The organism is Stenotrophomonas sp. STEN022, assembly GCF_056760155.1.
Map to the genome: position 1 here is coordinate 25,586 of NZ_JBRREG010000005.1, position 16,402 is coordinate 41,987.

The 16,402-nt window shown below is 58.2% G+C and carries 12 protein-coding genes, 1 tRNA gene and 1 pseudogene; 9 read left to right on the top strand and 5 right to left on the bottom strand.

Annotation, left to right across the window (positions count from 1 at the left end; genetic code table 11):
• The first annotated feature begins 10 nt into the window (after positions 1-10).
• The 6 genes and pseudogenes from birA to ACVOMF_RS02370 all read left to right on the top strand — a co-directional run bounded on the left by birA (position 11) and on the right by ACVOMF_RS02370 (position 5,408).
• Positions 11-976 carry a bifunctional biotin--[acetyl-CoA-carboxylase] ligase/biotin operon repressor BirA gene (gene birA / locus ACVOMF_RS02345; protein ID WP_481507830.1) on the top strand — a complete coding sequence of 322 codons (966 nt, stop codon included), beginning with the start codon at positions 11-13 and terminating at the stop codon, positions 974-976.
• Positions 973-1,710, top strand: coding sequence for a type III pantothenate kinase (locus ACVOMF_RS02350; protein WP_481507831.1), 738 nt, complete (start codon positions 973-975; stop codon positions 1,708-1,710). Before birA ends, ACVOMF_RS02350 begins: the two co-directional genes overlap by 4 nt.
• 9 nt (positions 1,711-1,719) lie before the next feature.
• Entirely contained in the window at positions 1,720-2,574 is an 855-nt protein-coding gene (locus ACVOMF_RS02355) for an SPOR domain-containing protein (protein WP_481507832.1), read from the top strand.
• A 105-nt stretch (positions 2,575-2,679) separates the two neighbouring features.
• Positions 2,680-2,755, top strand: a tRNA-Thr gene (locus ACVOMF_RS02360).
• Between the two features lie 172 nt (positions 2,756-2,927).
• Positions 2,928-4,145, top strand: coding sequence for a tyrosine-type recombinase/integrase (locus tag ACVOMF_RS02365; RefSeq protein WP_481507833.1), 1,218 nt, complete (start codon positions 2,928-2,930; stop codon positions 4,143-4,145).
• Between the two features lie 157 nt (positions 4,146-4,302).
• Positions 4,303-5,408: pseudogene (locus tag ACVOMF_RS02370) on the top strand (IS3 family transposase).
• Between the two features lie 153 nt (positions 5,409-5,561).
• Here the strand turns inward: ACVOMF_RS02370 and ACVOMF_RS02375 are convergent.
• From ACVOMF_RS02375 to ACVOMF_RS02390, 4 genes are read right to left on the bottom strand one after another with little or no spacing between them, the layout of a single operon-like run.
• On the bottom strand, positions 5,562-6,416 hold the full coding sequence (locus ACVOMF_RS02375; protein WP_481507834.1) for a hypothetical protein: 855 nt from the start codon (positions 6,414-6,416) through the stop codon (positions 5,562-5,564).
• The gene (locus tag ACVOMF_RS02380) at positions 6,397-8,094 is read right to left on the bottom strand and encodes an AAA family ATPase (protein ID WP_481507835.1); all 1,698 of its coding nucleotides are present in this window, start codon (positions 8,092-8,094) and stop codon (positions 6,397-6,399) included. Before ACVOMF_RS02380 ends, ACVOMF_RS02375 begins: the two co-directional genes overlap by 20 nt.
• A gap of 6 nt (positions 8,095-8,100) precedes the next feature.
• Positions 8,101-9,633: a restriction endonuclease subunit S gene (locus ACVOMF_RS02385; protein WP_481507836.1), complete on the bottom strand. Its 1,533-nt coding sequence runs from the start codon at positions 9,631-9,633 to the stop codon at positions 8,101-8,103.
• Positions 9,630-11,069, bottom strand: a complete 1,440-nt coding sequence (locus ACVOMF_RS02390; RefSeq protein WP_481507837.1) for a class I SAM-dependent DNA methyltransferase — start codon at positions 11,067-11,069, stop codon at positions 9,630-9,632. Before ACVOMF_RS02390 ends, ACVOMF_RS02385 begins: the two co-directional genes overlap by 4 nt.
• A gap of 1,629 nt (positions 11,070-12,698) precedes the next feature.
• Between ACVOMF_RS02390 and ACVOMF_RS02395 the strand changes: the two genes are divergently transcribed.
• From ACVOMF_RS02395 to ACVOMF_RS02405, 3 genes are all read left to right on the top strand, one after another.
• Positions 12,699-13,481 (top strand): hypothetical protein, encoded by a 783-nt coding sequence (locus tag ACVOMF_RS02395; protein ID WP_481507838.1) that lies wholly within the window; start codon positions 12,699-12,701, stop codon positions 13,479-13,481.
• A 620-nt stretch (positions 13,482-14,101) separates the two neighbouring features.
• Complete coding sequence (locus ACVOMF_RS02400; RefSeq protein ID WP_481507839.1) at positions 14,102-15,058, top strand: DUF932 domain-containing protein; 957 nt, start codon at positions 14,102-14,104, stop codon at positions 15,056-15,058.
• On the top strand, positions 15,055-15,549 hold the full coding sequence (locus ACVOMF_RS02405; RefSeq protein WP_481507840.1) for a JAB domain-containing protein: 495 nt from the start codon (positions 15,055-15,057) through the stop codon (positions 15,547-15,549). Before ACVOMF_RS02400 ends, ACVOMF_RS02405 begins: the two co-directional genes overlap by 4 nt.
• A 231-nt stretch (positions 15,550-15,780) precedes the next feature.
• Here the strand turns inward: ACVOMF_RS02405 and ACVOMF_RS02410 are convergent, their stop codons facing one another.
• Positions 15,781-16,164: a helix-turn-helix domain-containing protein gene (locus tag ACVOMF_RS02410; RefSeq protein WP_481507841.1), complete on the bottom strand. Its 384-nt coding sequence runs from the start codon at positions 16,162-16,164 to the stop codon at positions 15,781-15,783.
• Positions 16,165-16,402 lie beyond the last annotated feature (238 nt).

Here is a 16,402-nt window from a genome sequence, read left to right on the forward strand (position 1 = left end):
GGAAGCTGCTGTGGATGACCGCCAATTGCTGGCCAAGCTGGGGGCCGGAGCGTTGTCCGGCGATACGCTGGCGCGTGAGCTTGGGCTGACCCGGGCGGCCGTCTGGAAGCGTATTCAAGGGCTTCGCGCCGCTGGCGTGATGATCGAGGGTCGCGCTGGCGACGGTTATCGGCTGGCCCAGCCGGTGGAGTTGCTGGACCCGGCACAGATCCGCACCGGCCTGCCGGCGGCGGTATTGCCGCTATTGTCCGAGCTGGAAATAGGCTGGACATTGAGCTCAACCAACACGGAATTGCTGCAACGCAGCGCGCCTGAGCGCGGAACGGCGGCGCTGCTGGCCGAGCGCCAGACCGGTGGTCGCGGTCGCCGTGGTCGCCATTGGGCCTCGCCGCTGGCCGCGCATGTCTATCTGTCACTGTCGCGCGGCTTTGGCGGCGGCCTGTCGCGGATGGGCGGGCTGAGCCTGGCGGTTGGCGTGGCCGTGGTCGAAGCCCTGCACGGGCTGGGCTTCCGCGACGCCGGCTTGAAGTGGCCCAACGACGTGGTCGTGGACGGGCACAAGCTCGGCGGCCTGCTGGTGGAGGGCGGCGGCGAATTTGCCGGGCCGGCACGGGCGGTGATCGGGCTGGGTTTGAACGTACGCATGCCGCAGGCCAGCGCTGCCGACATCAGCCAGCCGTGGACCGACCTGGATACGCTGGCCGGTGCCGAGGTGTCGCGTAATGCCGTGGTCGTGGCTTTGCTGGGGTCCCTGCTGCCCGCCCTGGAACAATTCGAGCAGCGCGGCCTGGCCCCGTTCCTGCCACGCTACGCCACCATGGATGTACTCCAGGGCCGCGCGGTGCGAGTAGAAGAAGCCGGCGTGCTGCACGATGGCGTGGCCTGCGGGCTGGCCGAGGACGGCGCATTGCGGGTGAATATTGATGGGCGGGAAACCTGTTTCCATGCCGGCGAAGTCAGCGTGAGGGCGGCATGAGCGATTGGTTGTTTGATCTGGGCAATTCGCGTTTCAAATTTGCGCCGCTGCACGGCAATCGCGCCGGCAGCGTGCAGGCCTGGGCGCATGGCGCCGAGGCGATCACCGCCAGTGCGTTGGAAGCCCTGCCGCAAGGCGACACCGCCTGGGTGGCCAGCGTTGCCTCGGCAGCGTTGACCGAAGAAGTCATGCAGATTCTGCAGGCCCGCTTCACCACGGTGCAGGTGGCAAAAACCCTGCCGCAGTGTGCGGGTGTAACCGTGGCCTATGCACGCCCGGAGAAGTTCGGCGTGGATCGTTTCCTCGGCTTGCTGGCAGTGGCACCAGCGCAGAAATCGGTGCTGGTGGTCGGCGTCGGCACCGCTCTTACCATCGACCTGATCGATGCTGATGGCCTACATCGTGGCGGCCGCATCGGTGCCTCGCCAACGGTGATGCGCGAAGCCCTGCATGCGCGCGCTGTGCAGTTGCCCGCCACTGGCGGCGACTATGCCGAGTTCGCCAACGACACCGCCGACGCGCTGGCCTCCGGCTGCGATGGCGCTGCGGTGGCACTGGTCGAACGCAGCCTGCGCCAGGCGCAGCTGTTGCTTGGCAGCGAGCCGGCACTTGTAGTGCATGGCGGCGGCGCATTGCCGTTGCTGCCGTTGCTGCCTGACGCCGACTACCGGCCGGCACTGGTGCTGGATGGTCTGGCGCGCTGGGCAGTTCACCACGGCGCGTGTGCCCGGTAGGATCACCGCATGCTGACCCGTCTCCTTATCGTCCTGCTGGCCATCCTCAATGTTGGCGTCGCGCTGTGGTGGATGGTGCCGCGTGCTGAGCCGGTTGCCGTCGCGGCGCCTGCCGAGCCCGGCGTCGCCAGCCTGGAAGTGCTTCCGTCGCCGGCGCCCGGGAATGTCGGTCCAGCAGCCCCGGCTGCTGCTGAAACCCCGGTTGCAGCGGCAGTGGATGCTGCACCGCTCAACGCGGCGCCTGCGGTGGCTGCAGCTACGGAAGCCAAGCCGGCAGCGCTGCCGTCAGCTGGCACTGCAGCGGGCGCAGCCAAACCCGGCGAAGCCAAACCGTCCGAGATCAGGCCAGCCGAGACCAGGCCAGCCGAGACCAGGCCAGCCGAGACCAGGCCGCCAGCCGTCGTGCAATGCGCCAGCCTTGGTCCTTTTGCCACGCAGGCGCAGGCGCAGGCGGCAATGGCCGCGCTGGGTGCTGATGCCGCACGCCCGCGTTTGCGCGAAGTGCCCGGCAAGGCCGCCAGCAGCTACCGCGTACTGATTGCCCCGGCTGCCTCGCGTGAGGAAGCCCAGGCCACCGCCAAGCGCATCGTCGAGGCCGGCTTCAGCGATTACTTCATCGTCTCCCAGGGCGAGGAGGCCAACGCCGTCGCCCTGGGGCAGTACCGCCACCGAGAAGGCGCCGAGCGCCGCCTGGCCACCCTGACCGCAGCCGGCTTCCCGGCCAAACTGGCCGCCAGCGGCACTGAAATTGCCCCCAGCTGGTGGGTGGACGCAGCCACCGCCGGCGCAGCCACCCCGGCCAGTTTGAAGCAGCGTGCAGCTGCCGCCCAACAACAGTCGTTGGATTGCGCGCGTCTGCGGTAGAATGGCGCGCCCCGCCACGGCGGGGATCGGGAAGCGCCGGTCTCGACTGGGCTTTCCCCAGGTTGCAGCGCTACCATCGCGCAACCGCAGCACGTAACACGCCTTGCCGCTTTAGCTCAGTTGGTAGAGCAACTGTCTTGTAAACAGTAGGTCATCCGTTCGATTCGGATAAGCGGCACCATCGCCTGATCCCGTGGCGTCCAAGTAAGTCCAGAATTCATACTAAGCCCGCAGAAATGCGGGCTTTTTTGTGCGCTTTGGTCCGAGCTTGTCCACGTACATCCAAGAGCTTTGGGGGTACAAGTGGGGGTACATTTCGAAAAATAGAGTTCAGCAAGGAGGATGTACCCCCAATGGGTGCTAAGCAATTGACAGATATGGCCGCGCGAAATGCGAAGGCCAAGGACAAGCCCTACAAGCTGGCGGCAGGGGCAGGCCTTTACCTGCACGTGATGCCCAACGGAGCCAGATACTGGCGAATGAAGTACCGCTGGGATGGCAAGGAGAAGTTGCTGTCGATCGGGGTGTATCCCGAAGTGTCATTGAAGGAGGCCGGTTTGGCCCGTGATGAGGCTAGGGCGAAGCTTCGTGCTGGACGCGATCCTTCCGAGCACAAGCAATTGAGCAAGCTCACGTCAAAGTTGTCAGTAGATACCCGCTTCCAGACGATAGCCGTGGAATGGCTTGAGTCCCGTGGGGACTTGGCGCAGTCAACGCGGGAGAAGGCAGCTTGGATGCTGGAAACCTACGCTTTCCCTTGGCTAGGTAAGCGGCAGATCCATGAGATCACTACCGCTGAGGTGTTGGCGGTCCTGCGTAGGTTGGAGGCTCAGGAGAAGATCGAGTCCACGCAGCGCCTTCGCCAAATCTGTGGGCAGGTATTTCGCTACGCCGTGGCCACTGGAAGGTTAGATCGCGACCCGACCAGTGCTCTTCGTGGTGCTTTGAAGACGGCGAAGAATAGGCACTACGCTTCAATAACCGATCCAGCGAAGGTCGGTGAGCTGATGCGGGCCATTGATGGGTACACGGGGCAACTTGTCACGCAATGTGCGCTCCGCTTTGCTCCCCTGGTCTTCACTCGTCCGGGGGAGCTGCGTAAGGCGGAATGGGAGGAGTTCGATCTTGCTGCGAAGCAATGGAACATCCCTGGAGCGAAAATGAAGATGGGGGTAGCTCACGTTGTTCCGTTATCCAAGCAGGCAGTTGCAGTACTTGAGGAACTACGACCGGTCACGGGAAATGGACGCTACGTGTTTCCGTCCGTTCGAAGTTCAAGGGATCCAATGAGTGAGAACACCGTCAATGCAGCCCTTCGTCGCCTTGGCTACGGGACGGACGATATGACGGGACACGGCTTTCGAAGCATGGCTTCCACCTTGCTTCATGAGATGGGATGGACATCAGATGCGATCGAAAGGCAGCTTGCCCACTCTGAAAGGAATCCCATCAAGGCGGCCTACAATCGAGCGGAACACTTGCCTGAGCGCAGGAAGATGATGCAAGCGTGGGCGGACTACCTAGATAAGTTGAAGCGAAAAGGCCAGCCCCTTCTGAAGTTGGTTGGTTGATTCACCGCTTAGTGTCTTAGATTGCCCTGCGCGGCTGCTGTCGCGCAGGGTGTCCTTCTGAAGTCGGGGATCAAAACGTATGGCTCTGTCGACGTCCCCCCAAGATTGAGTAGCACAACGGCTTGGAGTCCAATCCTCAATGACAAGGAGATTGGACGTGAAGAAGCGCTTTACCGAAGAACAGATCATTGGCTTCCTGCGTGAGGCTGAAGCAGGCATGCCCATCAAGGATCTTTGCCGCCGGCACGGCTTCAGCGAGGCCTCGTACTACCTGTGGCGCAGCAAGTTCGGCGGTATGAGCGTGCCAGATGCCAAGCGACTGAAGGACCTGGAAGCGGAGAACACGCGCCTGAAGAAGCTACTGGCTGAGCAGGTATTCGAGAACGACGTGATCAAGGACGCCTTGCGAAAAAAGTGGTGACCGCACCAGTGCGCAGGCTGCTGGTGCGGAGCATGGTTGAGAAGGGGTTGAGCGAACGACGAGCGCTGGCGGTAGCGCACATGAGCGCCAGCGCGTTGCGATATGTGCCCAGACCCGACAACAACGCCGAGCTTCGTGAGCAGATCGCCGCTTTGGCGCAACGGCACAAACGCTACGGTGTGGGCATGATCCATCTGAAGCTGCGGCAGCAAGGGCTTGTTGTGAACTACAAGCGGGTGGAGCGCCTGTACAAGGAAGCCGGCCTGCAGGTGCGTCGTAGGAAGCGCAAGAAGGTGCCAGTAGGTGAGCGCCAGCCGCTGATACGGCCGTCCGCTGCAAATGAAGTGTGGTCGATGGACTTCGTATTTGATCGAACTGCTGAGGGTCGGGTGATCAAGTGTCTGACCATCGTCGACGATGCGACCCATGAGGCAGTTGCCATCGAAGTGGCGCGAGCCATATCTGGCCAAGGAGTATCCAGAGTGCTGGACAGGCTGGCAGTTCAGCGCGGCCTACCTCGAGTTATCAGGACGGACAATGGAAAGGAATTTTGCGGAAAAGCCATGGTTGCCTGGGCTCACGACAAGGAAATCGCCCTGCGCTTGATCGAGCCAGGGAAACCGAATCAGAACGCCTATGTTGAGTCGTTCAACGGCCGGCTACGCGATGAATGCCTCAACGAGCACTAGTTCCCAACATTGCTCCATGCCCGTACCAGCATCGAAAGCTGGCGACGTGACTACAACGAAGAAAGGCCAAAAAGAGCACTCGGCGGGATGACACCTGCCCAGTACGCCGCGCAGCTGGTGGCGAAGACAGATAAGATCAAAACCGGACTCTAAACCCGACCTCTACTCAGGCCGGGGGGACGTCGCTTGACAACATAAGTTGGGCGCCAAGCGCGTGCCATCGATGACATGTTCATCTACTGGGGTGCAGCGTGCGCACGCGCCGATTTCAAGTCCGGCGGTAATGGCGCGGGCGAGGGATCAATCCTAGCAAGCATCGATGATGTGTTGTATCCATGGCTGACCTGAGTCGCGCTGCCCCTTTAGCAGGTAGATCATCTCGCCGCTATATGGCGCGTCGCGCTTGATCATCCTGACAACCCTCTCTAAGGCATCGGCAAAGTCGTCCTCTAGAACTGCATCACCCGGCGCAATGGCGTCGTACTTGTCTTTCGCGTCAGCGACGAGTTGGAGAAGCTGTAGCGCCGTGCGATGCCGCTGCTTGCAGGTAGGCTCGTGATTGAGGTGGTAAACATCTATAGATGTTGCTACGCGAGATTTCGCCCCAGCATCGTCGATGGCTGCGCATGGCTGACCGTTCTCCCGCTTGCATCCGAGAAGAGACCAGTCAAGCACGTCGCATGGATCCAGAATCGCTGGTTTCTCACCCCGAACGGTCTTTCTAATCTGAGAGAAATTTAGCGTTTCGACATTGACTTCGTATACGCGCGCAGGCTCATTGACGAGCGGGAACCTGTCGGCTTTTCCGCCCTGAGTTCCTCCTTCAACATCTATGCGGCGGCTGTTGCAGAACGTACACGCGTATCGAAAGTTGATGTATGAAAACGCCAGCCAGCGATACCCCACGTGCGCACGAGCTGCGTCTGAAACCTTGCCTTTGGGACGAAAGTGATCGACAGCATTGTCAGAGCGAGTAATGGGTGTCTCGCAAAACCAGCACTTATCAAACAGCACCTTGGCGAGCCGCGTCTTTAGATCGCGCCAAATGTCCTCGTATTCTGCGATCGTTGCCTGACCCCTCAAGACGGCCTTGGTCGCGGCCAGCGCGCTTTCATCCCAACCGTCAGGTAGGCTCAGCGAACTAACGTCGACGTAGCGCATCCCCCGCCCCCTCTTTGCTCTGCATCAGCACACCAATAATCCGCTTCGATAGTTCTTCGCGCTCCTTCAGGCTCATGTCGGTCGCATGTTCCGCGAGCGCGTTCATATCCCGGATTCTGTATATCTCCTGGAGTGCCTCACGACGATGGCGCAGGTACCTTGTGTATTCATCATCAGGATGGACGAAACGGAACCCTAGGGCATCGAGTCTACCGTTCACGCTATCAAGTTCAGACTGCTCTCGTTTTGATAGCTTTTCTTTCGAAGATAAAAGTCGCTGCTTCTCAAGATCGACCTGCGTAGGACGATCTAAGGTAGAGGCAATCCCGAACATCTCACTCGTGACGATTGCCGCATAGCCCATACCCCTCGGCGCCATTTCCGGGTGACAGGAGACAATCCTCCTTCCAACTTCCCCCTGCTTCGATTGGAGAATCTGGACCTGCCCCCGCTCTAGCTCTGCGATCGCGAGCGGATTGTGAGTAGTCATGATCACGTGACTACTTTCTGATTTTGCTTTCGCGCTTCCTACGAACCCCCTCAGGAAAGTTAAATAGTCAACACTCCACTTTGGATTGAGGTGCGTATCTGGCTCGTCTAACAGAAAGAGGCTCTCCTCCTCGCTTGTGAATCTTAGAAGCCCCAGGACCGTGAGCAACTGCTGCTCGCCTTCGCTCAACTCCCTGAAAGTAACAGCTGCGTCGTTCTTCTTTAGCCGCACCTTGATACGGACCTCTTCAACGAGCTGAGAAACATATGTACTCTCAAGATCCCGAAAGAAGTGAGCTGGCGCCTGCTTTCCTACGAGCTGTCTAAGCGCGTCGATATCCTTGATGTAGAGGTATTTGAAATCGAGCGTCTCCTTGTTCCACAGCGACGTAGGAACCCATCGTTCTACGTCGATCGGCGCAAGAGCGACATCCCAGAGGCGACTCAAGAAATTGCTAACGATTCCGCGCGCACCCCAAAACCTTGCATCACCGTCTGGATGAGGCTTCCAAGGCGGCCTTCTTAGAACAAAGAGGACAGATTCGAGACCCTCGTCAGGGTTAAGGCCTAGGTGATCCCTTAGGAGTTCAGAGACATCCTTGTCCGTTCTCCCAATCATGAAGGCCAGGAGAACGAACTGGCTATGGACAGGTAGTGCGTAGAAGAGCCGCTTTAATCCTGGGTCCTTACCTTTCCTAAGTTGCTCGTCGTACCACTGAGTGTAAGGCGAGAAGACCTCGCGCATCCGAGAGCTTTCGCCAGAGTAGTAGCTGAAAACATAGCGGGGGAGATTGGACTCATCCCTAAGAAATGCGGCTAGGCGAACCTTATGGGCCGCCCGCGCATCGGGGTTTGCCGCCTTTGGCTGCTCAACCGAGAAGTCGAATGACTCCTTCTTGTCGGGATCGTGCTCGATAACGATTCGCTTCTGAGCCTTTCCGTGGCCAATCCGATAGCTCAGGCCGAAGGCGAAATCGATGGATGGCTGGCGGCGCTTTCCACTACCGATCAGCTCACGGAAAATGATGGCAAGCGCTTCGAGCACATTCGACTTGCCCGTACCATTCCAACCGATTACGACGGTTACCCATTCGTCTTGATCAAAATCAATCGTCACATCCTTTAAGTTCTTAAAACGATGAGAAGGACTTGGATCGCTTGAACCTATTCTCAGTTTGTCGATGCGCATGGCGGCCTAATCCTTGAGGCAGAGTCGATCACCAACCTTCATTCCACTCCCATCCTTGATGGGCTCCCTAAGAAGCCTACCCGCAGCGGCTAGATCGCGTAGTTCGGCGTAGAAGGGCTCAATCTGCTCTGTCTCTGTGCCAAAGCCGATCCCATACTGTCGCGCGGCATCCTGCGAAGATATCCACCCGTTGGCTTGCTTAAGGATTTGCTCTACAGACTTATCCATAGCGATAGTTCCCGTTGCAATTCTATTTGCTTCTTCGGACTTGCGACTGTTCTTGGCGGCAATGAGCTGCTCGACTTGTAGCTCAGCGATTTCATCCGATCCATCTACTGCGACCATCTCGCCGGCGAGAGCCTGGTCTATGAGCCGGCGGTGGAGAGTTCGCACGCGATCCATCGAAGCATTAGCTTGCTCAGTAATCTTCCGGAGCCTTCGTAGTGAGGTCGCTACCAAGCGAACTACTTCGGCCTGCACGGACGTGCTAGGACAACGGAAGCGAAACGCGGCCAACTTCTTCGCATTGATGTTTGATTGACTTACGCCGTCACTTTTCACCTGTTGGCAGTAGTCTCTTCCCGACGGGCTGTTCAGACAATGGGCAAGGTAATCAGGGACAACCGCCTCCGAGCAACGAACACGTATCAAGTAACCTGCGTATATAGCCGATCGTTGCCCATGGAAGACAGCGGTCTTTCCCACAAGCTGCGGACTGTTCGTACGATTGAAAAGGAGGTCTCCCTCGCTTAGTGCGTACTTAGCAATTTCAGCTTGATCAGACGTATAGACTAAGTCCGTCCAATCGAGCTCTCCGTCTTGAATGTTTCCCATCCGAAGCACCGGCACATCTCCGATCTTCTTAGATTTTGCGGACGAGCCATACGAGATATCTGACGCAATATCGCCGACCGCGACATCGACAGCATCTTTCGCAAACTGCGGCCGCATCGAAAGATCGTACGCAGATTCAAGCAATTGCATTCGACCAGCGTCTGCAGCCTCCACTACGGCCTCCAGATGCGAGATCGCTCGCTCAAGTTTCTCTTCGTTCGTCTTGAGGCGGCGAACTATGCGTCTCTGATGCTGAAGGGGCGGAAGTGAAATCTCTGTCGCCTCGAATGCCGACTTAGTAACATGCTGCAGCCCTGCGCCGCCATGTGCCTTTTCGATCTGCTCATCCAGCGAGTGGTTGATGAGGAAGCGAAGAAACTCCCGATCTGCGAGATTGTTGTCTATTCGAACATTGAAGATGTGCTGGTTTAGGACTGCGTCTGGACCACGCCATACGTGAGCACCGAATGATGTACCTGGAGTGCCCGACCACGCGAAGAGGAGATCCCCAGCACGCACCATGTGCTTCTCAGCCACCGGGCCCGAGTACCGATTGAACGGAGCATCCTGGCGGTTGAGGTTCTGAATGCGAACTATCGGAAGTCCATCAGAGGTCCACTCACTAGTTTTGAACGCACGCCCGTTTACAAGCTCAGCGATCTCGCCAATCGTCGTTCTTGCCCATCCCTTAGGCACATTCTTCACTGGTCCTCCTCCGGCACCAGTTCGTCGGATAGGAGCTCAATTTCTGCCATAGCTGCTTGAAGGTGGAACATGATCGTCGAAGCGATCTCCTGCGGGCTCGCCTGTATCAGATCTGAGACCTCAGCGGATTGCCCAAGCCAGAAGACATTCAGATCGTCATCACGGTCTTGGATGTCGCGCCGGCTGAAGCGACGCCACCTCCCTGCCTTACCCTGTTGGCGACGCGGGGCTCTACCGTACGCATCTTCTCCGTAAAGCTCTTCAAACTCGACGAAGTGCTCTTGTAATAGCGGCCGCGTTTTCCCGAATCGCGGCATCGAACTCCTCATATCGTAGAACCAGATCGACTGTGAGTTCTCGGCACTGTCGTCTCGACGCGTAAAGAAGAGCACATTCGTATTTACGCCTTGACTGTAGAAGATCCCATTTGGTAATCGCAAGATTGTGTGTAGATCGCAAACTTCCATAAGTTGAGTTCGGATCTGACGTGCGACGCCATCCTCAAACAGCACATTATCGGGAACCACCACAGCTGCACGCCCACCGTCTTTGAGCCCTAGCCAGATGTGCTGAAGGAAGGCCAGTTGCTTGTTTGCAGTCTTGAAAGGCAGATCGTCTCGCATCTTCCTCGCACTGCCAACCTTATTTCCGAACGGCGGATTCGCCAAAACCACATCCGCAGGCAAAAGTTCCGACGCATCAGTTGTGAGTGCATCCCCCAGAAGAATCGTTGCGTTCAGCCCATGGAGGAATGAGTTCATCTGACAGATTCGATAGGTCGACTTCTCAATCTCCACCCCTTCGAAGATTGGCGAACCCTTGGACGTAGCCTTACGTTTTACCTGCGCAATGTACTGACTTGCGGCAATCAGGAACCCGCCGCTCCCACACGAAGGATCTTGAATTACATCGGAGGCCTTGGGCCGAACCAAGCGTACCATGCAATCGACCAAGGCTCGTGGAGTAAAGTATTGTCCCGCGCCTGAGCGAGCATCCTGCGAATTGCGGGAAAGTAGCCCCTCATAGATGTCACCCATGCCGTCTGCAGTTACGGTATGCCAGTCGAGCTTGTTGATACCTTTCACAACCGCGGCAAGGTTCTCTGCATGTGAGAACACGGTCGTCGGAAAGGCATATATCTCGCGCACAACTTTACTGGACGCATGCCCCCCTAGGAATGTCAGCATGTCGCGATAAAAGGTAAGGATATCGCCGCCGGCGTACTCTGCAAGATTCCGCCATCGATACCCCTCGGGCAACGCGGATTCTCTGCCTGTCTCCTCAGCGATCTTTAGAAAGAGCAGGTAGGTTAGCTCAGATATATATTCGTGATAGCTGACACCATCGCCACGAAGGGTGTGACAAAGGCTCCATATTCTCTTTACAAGATCGCCGCCATGATTCGCTGCCTTAGATGCCACCGAAATCTCCAACATGTTCTGTATTTGCGCCGCCTAAGGATTGTCCGGCGCCTCAGTCGTCGTTGCCGACTTGATAGCGACTACGGCACCGTACCTTTCATTTATTCTCATCCGAGTTCTGCTTGACGCGGCGCCCCGATCCAACTGCAGTGGGAGCAATGTCATGAGTCATCCCTAGCTCAACCAATCGCCTTACAGCTTCTGGCCTGGTTGGTAGGTCCTCCTGCTCCTTACGCCAGCTGTCGATAGCCTCCAACAAAGTCGCTTGAAAGCGCGTTCCGACAAGGGTGCCCGTGGTCGTAGCACGCTGTCTTGGTCTTGCGCTCATAGGGCCCGGCCGAGGGGATGTTTTCATGTTAACACGATATCATAATTTGGAGGCAGGAGCGGCAAGCCGGCAGTCGCACGACCTGGACAACTTCACTCCAGGTGCAGAAGCCGACAGGCGCCTAGAGGGCGCGCTACTGCCGGGCGATCGATGACCTATCGTTAATGGCTGCTACGAGGTACGTAGTTTGTTGAGATCGCGCAAGACGCCCTGAGCCGCTACCATGCTGGCGGAGTACTTCCGGACAACTGACGCGCAAGTCCTTGGTTTGTGAGCCGGTAGTTCATAAAGCTCTTGCCACAGAGCGACCCTCTCCGTCCTTAGTTCAGCCCCCCTCGCAACTTCGCTTTGCTCTTCCGCTTTGCGCAGGTCGCGGCAAACCTCAGCAACTCGTTTGAGGATGGCTGCGCGAGCCAGTTCGTACAACATGTAGTCGACGTGCTCGTTGCTCAATGCTGCTTCGCTGGCCAAGCATCGCGTTAAGTGAAGTTACCCGGGCACGATCAGTTGACTCTCGCCCCGCCAGGAGCCCTCTTGATCTACCTAGTGTACCGAGGTGTCGCTGGTAGTGGACTTACAAGTCTAGAGAGATAGATTGCCGCGGGACATGGTTGCGGGTGCACCATCAGCGCAGCAAACGCACCGTGTAGATTGGAGCACCTACGAGGGGCACGTCCTATGAGACCTCTCTCTTCGACCAGATCCCGCGCACCTCGAGTTGAACCAACGCCTAAGCCCCAGTGGGCAATAGTTCCATCAGCACCCCATAGCAGGCAAGCCAGAGCGTCGAACAAACCACCCTGCGCGCTGCTTCAGCCGCAAGAGTTGCGGCTGAAGCAGCAAAGCTTCTAGCGCATAAACCATACGACTATGTGACCAACCGAGCAAGTCACCCAACTCTCGAATCGAAATGTATTCGCGCTGAAATCGCTTGCACGATGAGACTTCGATCTCTCGACGATGACCGTGATCAGCCTCGCGCAAATGCCCCCTGTCAACCAAGTCCCGCACGGCTCCAGTAGAGCACCATAGCCATTGCGCTGCTTGCTCCGAATTAACATGGCGGGTTGGTGACACGTCGGCGTGGTCGCATCCCGGGGTTGAACATCGCTGCCAGGGCGTCTGTGGCATCGGTGTGATTGGCCGCCTCGCTGCAGTGTTGTCCTGATGGTGCCGATCATTCCTACCGGGGGCGTCTTCGCGCTTCCGGTTCACGAAACGGTCTGGGAGGGACGCGCGATGCCGCCGCAAGGAGGCGGCTGGACAGGAGTCCACGTGCAGGGGAGTATCGCGGTTCCATTCCAGGTAGAGGCCAGATGATGAAGAAGTCGGTGCTTGCAGGATCATTGGCGCTAGCCGCAATCTGCACGTGGGGTGCCGATGGGCAGGTCAGGCCTCCATTGCTGGACGTAACGCAGGCGATGCAGGAGGCGGGTGTCGTGCTGGACGCGAAGTATGGGCGCGCTGATTCGGCCATCGATGGGCCGGATTTCGATCCGTCGACCAATGAGTGGAAGATAGTGATCGAACGAGGCGCGTCGACCGATCTGCACCGCTACGTGGTTACCGTCAGCGAATCCTCAGGTGAGGTCTGCGTACGGGAGCTTCCCGCCCTTGATTGCACGGCAAAGGGGGATGCGACGCCTGCGCTGCAGGCGGTGCGCGACAAGCAACAGGGACTGATAGACGCCGCACGAAATCCGCCGCCCGACCTGCAGGGGGTCATGCGCGCGGTCATACGCGACCAAATGCGTTCAGGCCGTTACGCGGCAGGCAATCCAATGCCGTTGTACGTGCAGATCAGTGCACCCAACGAGGCCGGCCCGATCGAATTGTCTTCGGAATCGATACAAGCACTGGCTTCACTGGGCATCGAGCTCCATCCCGGCTCGGCGTGGGAGCCGCAGTTGGAGGGTGTGCGTGTAGGGGCGACGATGAACCTGTCCGTGGGCATCCCGACCCGACGTCCGGATGGGGATTACGAGGTGACGTTTGGATTCTGGTGTGGCAGCGCATGCGCGTCGCGACACACTGCCGTCCTGCGTTACGACTCGTCAGGTTGGCGCGTGCTCTCCTCGGTGATGAATTCGATTTCTTGAAGAGGATGCCCAGGCCGGTCGTGGAGGGCCGTAAGGCGGGATGGAGCGCAAAGTGGATATTTGCCGTCCAGGAGCCTGCAGGTATTCAGAAGGTGCGACGAACGGAGTCAATGGCATCCTCCCGCTCCGCTTCGAAACCAGACTCACGGCCTGTGGGTGATTGCGGGTGGATCGCCCTCTACAACCAGCAGCGCTCCTAGCAGGTGTTGAGCATGGCACCCGGATGCGGACAATGCCGATACATTAGCCGCACGACCTGCACAGGAATCGGTGGGTCATTACATGTCAGCATAGCTGTCGGGTCGTATCGCGGTACACCTTTTGATTGGAACTAATTTCAGACCCTTAGTACTACGGTGAAGCAGGATCCTCCTGCTTTGCGTTTGCGCCGCGCATCGGCGTATCGCTTCGAGTACTAGGCATGAAGGATAAATCCGAGTTCCTCTACTGCGTCTTCATCGTGGCTGCGGCCATCTTGTCGGCCGTAGCCCGTTGTTCGTTCACACGCCCCGACCAGTTCGGCCGGGATTCCTACGACTAAGCCAACAACCCAGATAGACCCACAAGGCCCGGCATTGCCCGGGCCTTGTGCGTTATGCCGTCTATGAAAGGAGACCCAGATGCATCAAGTTGAAACCATGGCCTATGCAGGCCAAGTCCCATGGCATGGCATCGGAAGCCAGTTGGCTCCTGGCCAGTCCATTGAAGTATGGCGCGAGCGTGCCGGCATGAACTGGTCCTTGGAGGAAGCCGAGGTTCGATTTGTCGCCGAGGCTGAGGATCAGTATCCCGTTCGGGCGTTCCCCGGGCAGAAGGTGCTCTATCGCTCTGACACCAAGCGACCGCTAGCCGTCGTGTCCAAGCGTTATCAAGTAGTTCAGCCGAGGGAGATCCTTGAATTCTACCGCGACCTGACGCGGTACAGCGGCTTTGAGCTGGAGACGGCAGGCGTGCTTCGTGGAGGGCGGAAGTTCTGGGCATTGGCACGCACTGGACAGGGTGTGGCCCTGAAGGGCCAAGATCAGGTCAACGGCTATCTTCTTCTGGCTACAGCCTGTGACGGAACGCTGGCTACCACCGCCCAGTTCACCTCAGTTCGTGTGGTTTGCAACAACACCCTGCAGATCGCTGTTGGGGATCGAACCGGAGCCATCAAGGTCCCGCATCGCAGTACCTTCGATGCTGACAGGGTCAAAAGCCAGTTGGGTATTGCTGTTGAGGGCTGGCATGGCTTCGTGGAGCGGATCCGAATCCTCTGTGAGACACCTGTGAACCCTGATTCGGTCGATGGGGTGCTACGGAATTTGCTCACGTATCCGGCTGCTCAGAATGGGAAGGCAGTCGTGAATGAGCAGGCTGTAGCCAAGGTGCGGGCGCTGTACGACGGGCAGGGGAGAGGAGCTAGCTTGAAGACCAGCAAGGGCACCGCCTTCGGTCTCCTCAACAGTATCACCGAGTTCGTGGACCATCATCGGCGGGCGCAGAGTGCGGAGAACCGCTTGGATGCTGCTTGGTTCGGCCAGGGGGCATTGCTAAAGCAGAAGGCTTGGAAGGAACTGTTAGGGGAGGCCGCATGAACATCTCTCCGCAGAAGCAGCGCCTGGAAAAGCTACCTGACGGTTTGAACGAACGTGACAGCTTCGTCCTCTCTCAGGCATTGGAAATCCTAGAGAGCAGAGCAATGGTCAGTGGTCTGCTATTGGGAGATCCCGATGTTGCCGGCAGGTTCTTCCGTCTGCGTCTAGGCAATGAAATCCGCGAGCACTTCGAGGTGGCGTTCCTCGATGCCCGTAACCGCCTGATCGCCGTAGAACGGCTGTTCTCGGGTTCCATAGATGGTGCTGAGATCCATCCGCGGATTGTCGTCCAACGTGCCTTGGCCCTGAACGCAGCAGCGGTCCTACTGGCTCACAACCACCCTAGCGGGCATTGCGAGCCGTCAGCGGCGGATCGAGCCATCACCAAGCGGTTGGAGGAAGTATTGGCGATGGTGGAGGTGAGGGTCGTCGACCACCTTGTGGTGTCGGCAAGCCAAGGGACCTCGATGGCTCAGCTCGGGCAGATCTAAGGCCCGGATACTTAGGAGAACAGCATGAAGGAAACGGAGACGTCCTGGTCATCGACCAGGGCGGCAATGGCTCGTGCCAAAGCAGCTGATTTAGACCGACAGGCCCGGGAGGTAGAGCGCTCAGCTACCGACGGAAACTGGCGCATGAAGGCGCGGGCTAGAGAGGCTGCGGAACGTCTACGGCGAATGGCAGGCCGATACTTGGTGAAGGCCCTGAAACTAGAAGAAGGGCTAGATGCCCGGCTTACTCAAGATCTCTTCGAGTAGTGCCTTCCGGCGTGGTGCTGGAAGGCTAGCAAGAGCGGCTAAGGCCTGAGCGAGACGAGCCTGCTGTACTTCGCTTTCATCACCTATCAAAAGGATCGCGTCTGCCATAGCTGCCGATGACGCCAGCAAATACGCGGCCGGCACTTGAAGAGCGTCAGCCAACGAAAATAGTGATTCCAAGCTTATGGCCATGGACTCGCTCTCGTAGCGGCTTATGCGTGCCGAGGCAGTGTCCTTATCAAGTCCCATTCGAACTCCGACTTCGCGTTGGCTAAGCCCTCGAAGCAGTCGGGCTTGGCGCAGGCGCGCAGCCACTACGCCTCGGGGTTTGAGGGCAGGGCCGGCCATTAGCAGGAGGTGACCGATGTAGTCATACCAACAGGATGACGGATGATCTACGCCCCGGGTAGACTCTACGTATCACGTAAGTTTATTGCAAGCCTTGAACTCTTAGCTCTGTGTTCGCTACTGCGTTGTGGGGGAATCGAGCGGTCATGTTGAGGAAGGAAGAAGTGGGAGAGCTATGGCCATGGATATAGCTGGCACAACGAATGGAGGCACATCGATGGCTCATCCTCAGGAGAGG

Excerpts from the sequence above, each read along its gene's own strand:
- ACVOMF_RS02350 (WP_481507831.1), top strand. The coding sequence starts at position 973 with ATGAGCGATTGGTTGTTTGATCTGGGCAATTCGCGTTTCAAATTTGCG.
- ACVOMF_RS02355 (WP_481507832.1), top strand. The coding sequence starts at position 1,720 with ATGCTGACCCGTCTCCTTATCGTCCTGCTGGCCATCCTCAATGTTGGC.
- ACVOMF_RS02365 (WP_481507833.1), top strand. The coding sequence starts at position 2,928 with ATGGGTGCTAAGCAATTGACAGATATGGCCGCGCGAAATGCGAAGGCC.
- ACVOMF_RS02375 (WP_481507834.1), bottom strand. The coding sequence starts at position 6,416 with ATGCGCTACGTCGACGTTAGTTCGCTGAGCCTACCTGACGGTTGGGAT.
- ACVOMF_RS02380 (WP_481507835.1), bottom strand. The coding sequence starts at position 8,094 with ATGCGCATCGACAAACTGAGAATAGGTTCAAGCGATCCAAGTCCTTCT.
- ACVOMF_RS02390 (WP_481507837.1), bottom strand. The coding sequence starts at position 11,069 with ATGTTGGAGATTTCGGTGGCATCTAAGGCAGCGAATCATGGCGGCGAT.
- ACVOMF_RS02395 (WP_481507838.1), top strand. The coding sequence starts at position 12,699 with ATGATGAAGAAGTCGGTGCTTGCAGGATCATTGGCGCTAGCCGCAATC.
- ACVOMF_RS02400 (WP_481507839.1), top strand. The coding sequence starts at position 14,102 with ATGCATCAAGTTGAAACCATGGCCTATGCAGGCCAAGTCCCATGGCAT.
- ACVOMF_RS02405 (WP_481507840.1), top strand. The coding sequence starts at position 15,055 with ATGAACATCTCTCCGCAGAAGCAGCGCCTGGAAAAGCTACCTGACGGT.
- ACVOMF_RS02410 (WP_481507841.1), bottom strand. The coding sequence starts at position 16,164 with ATGGCCGGCCCTGCCCTCAAACCCCGAGGCGTAGTGGCTGCGCGCCTG.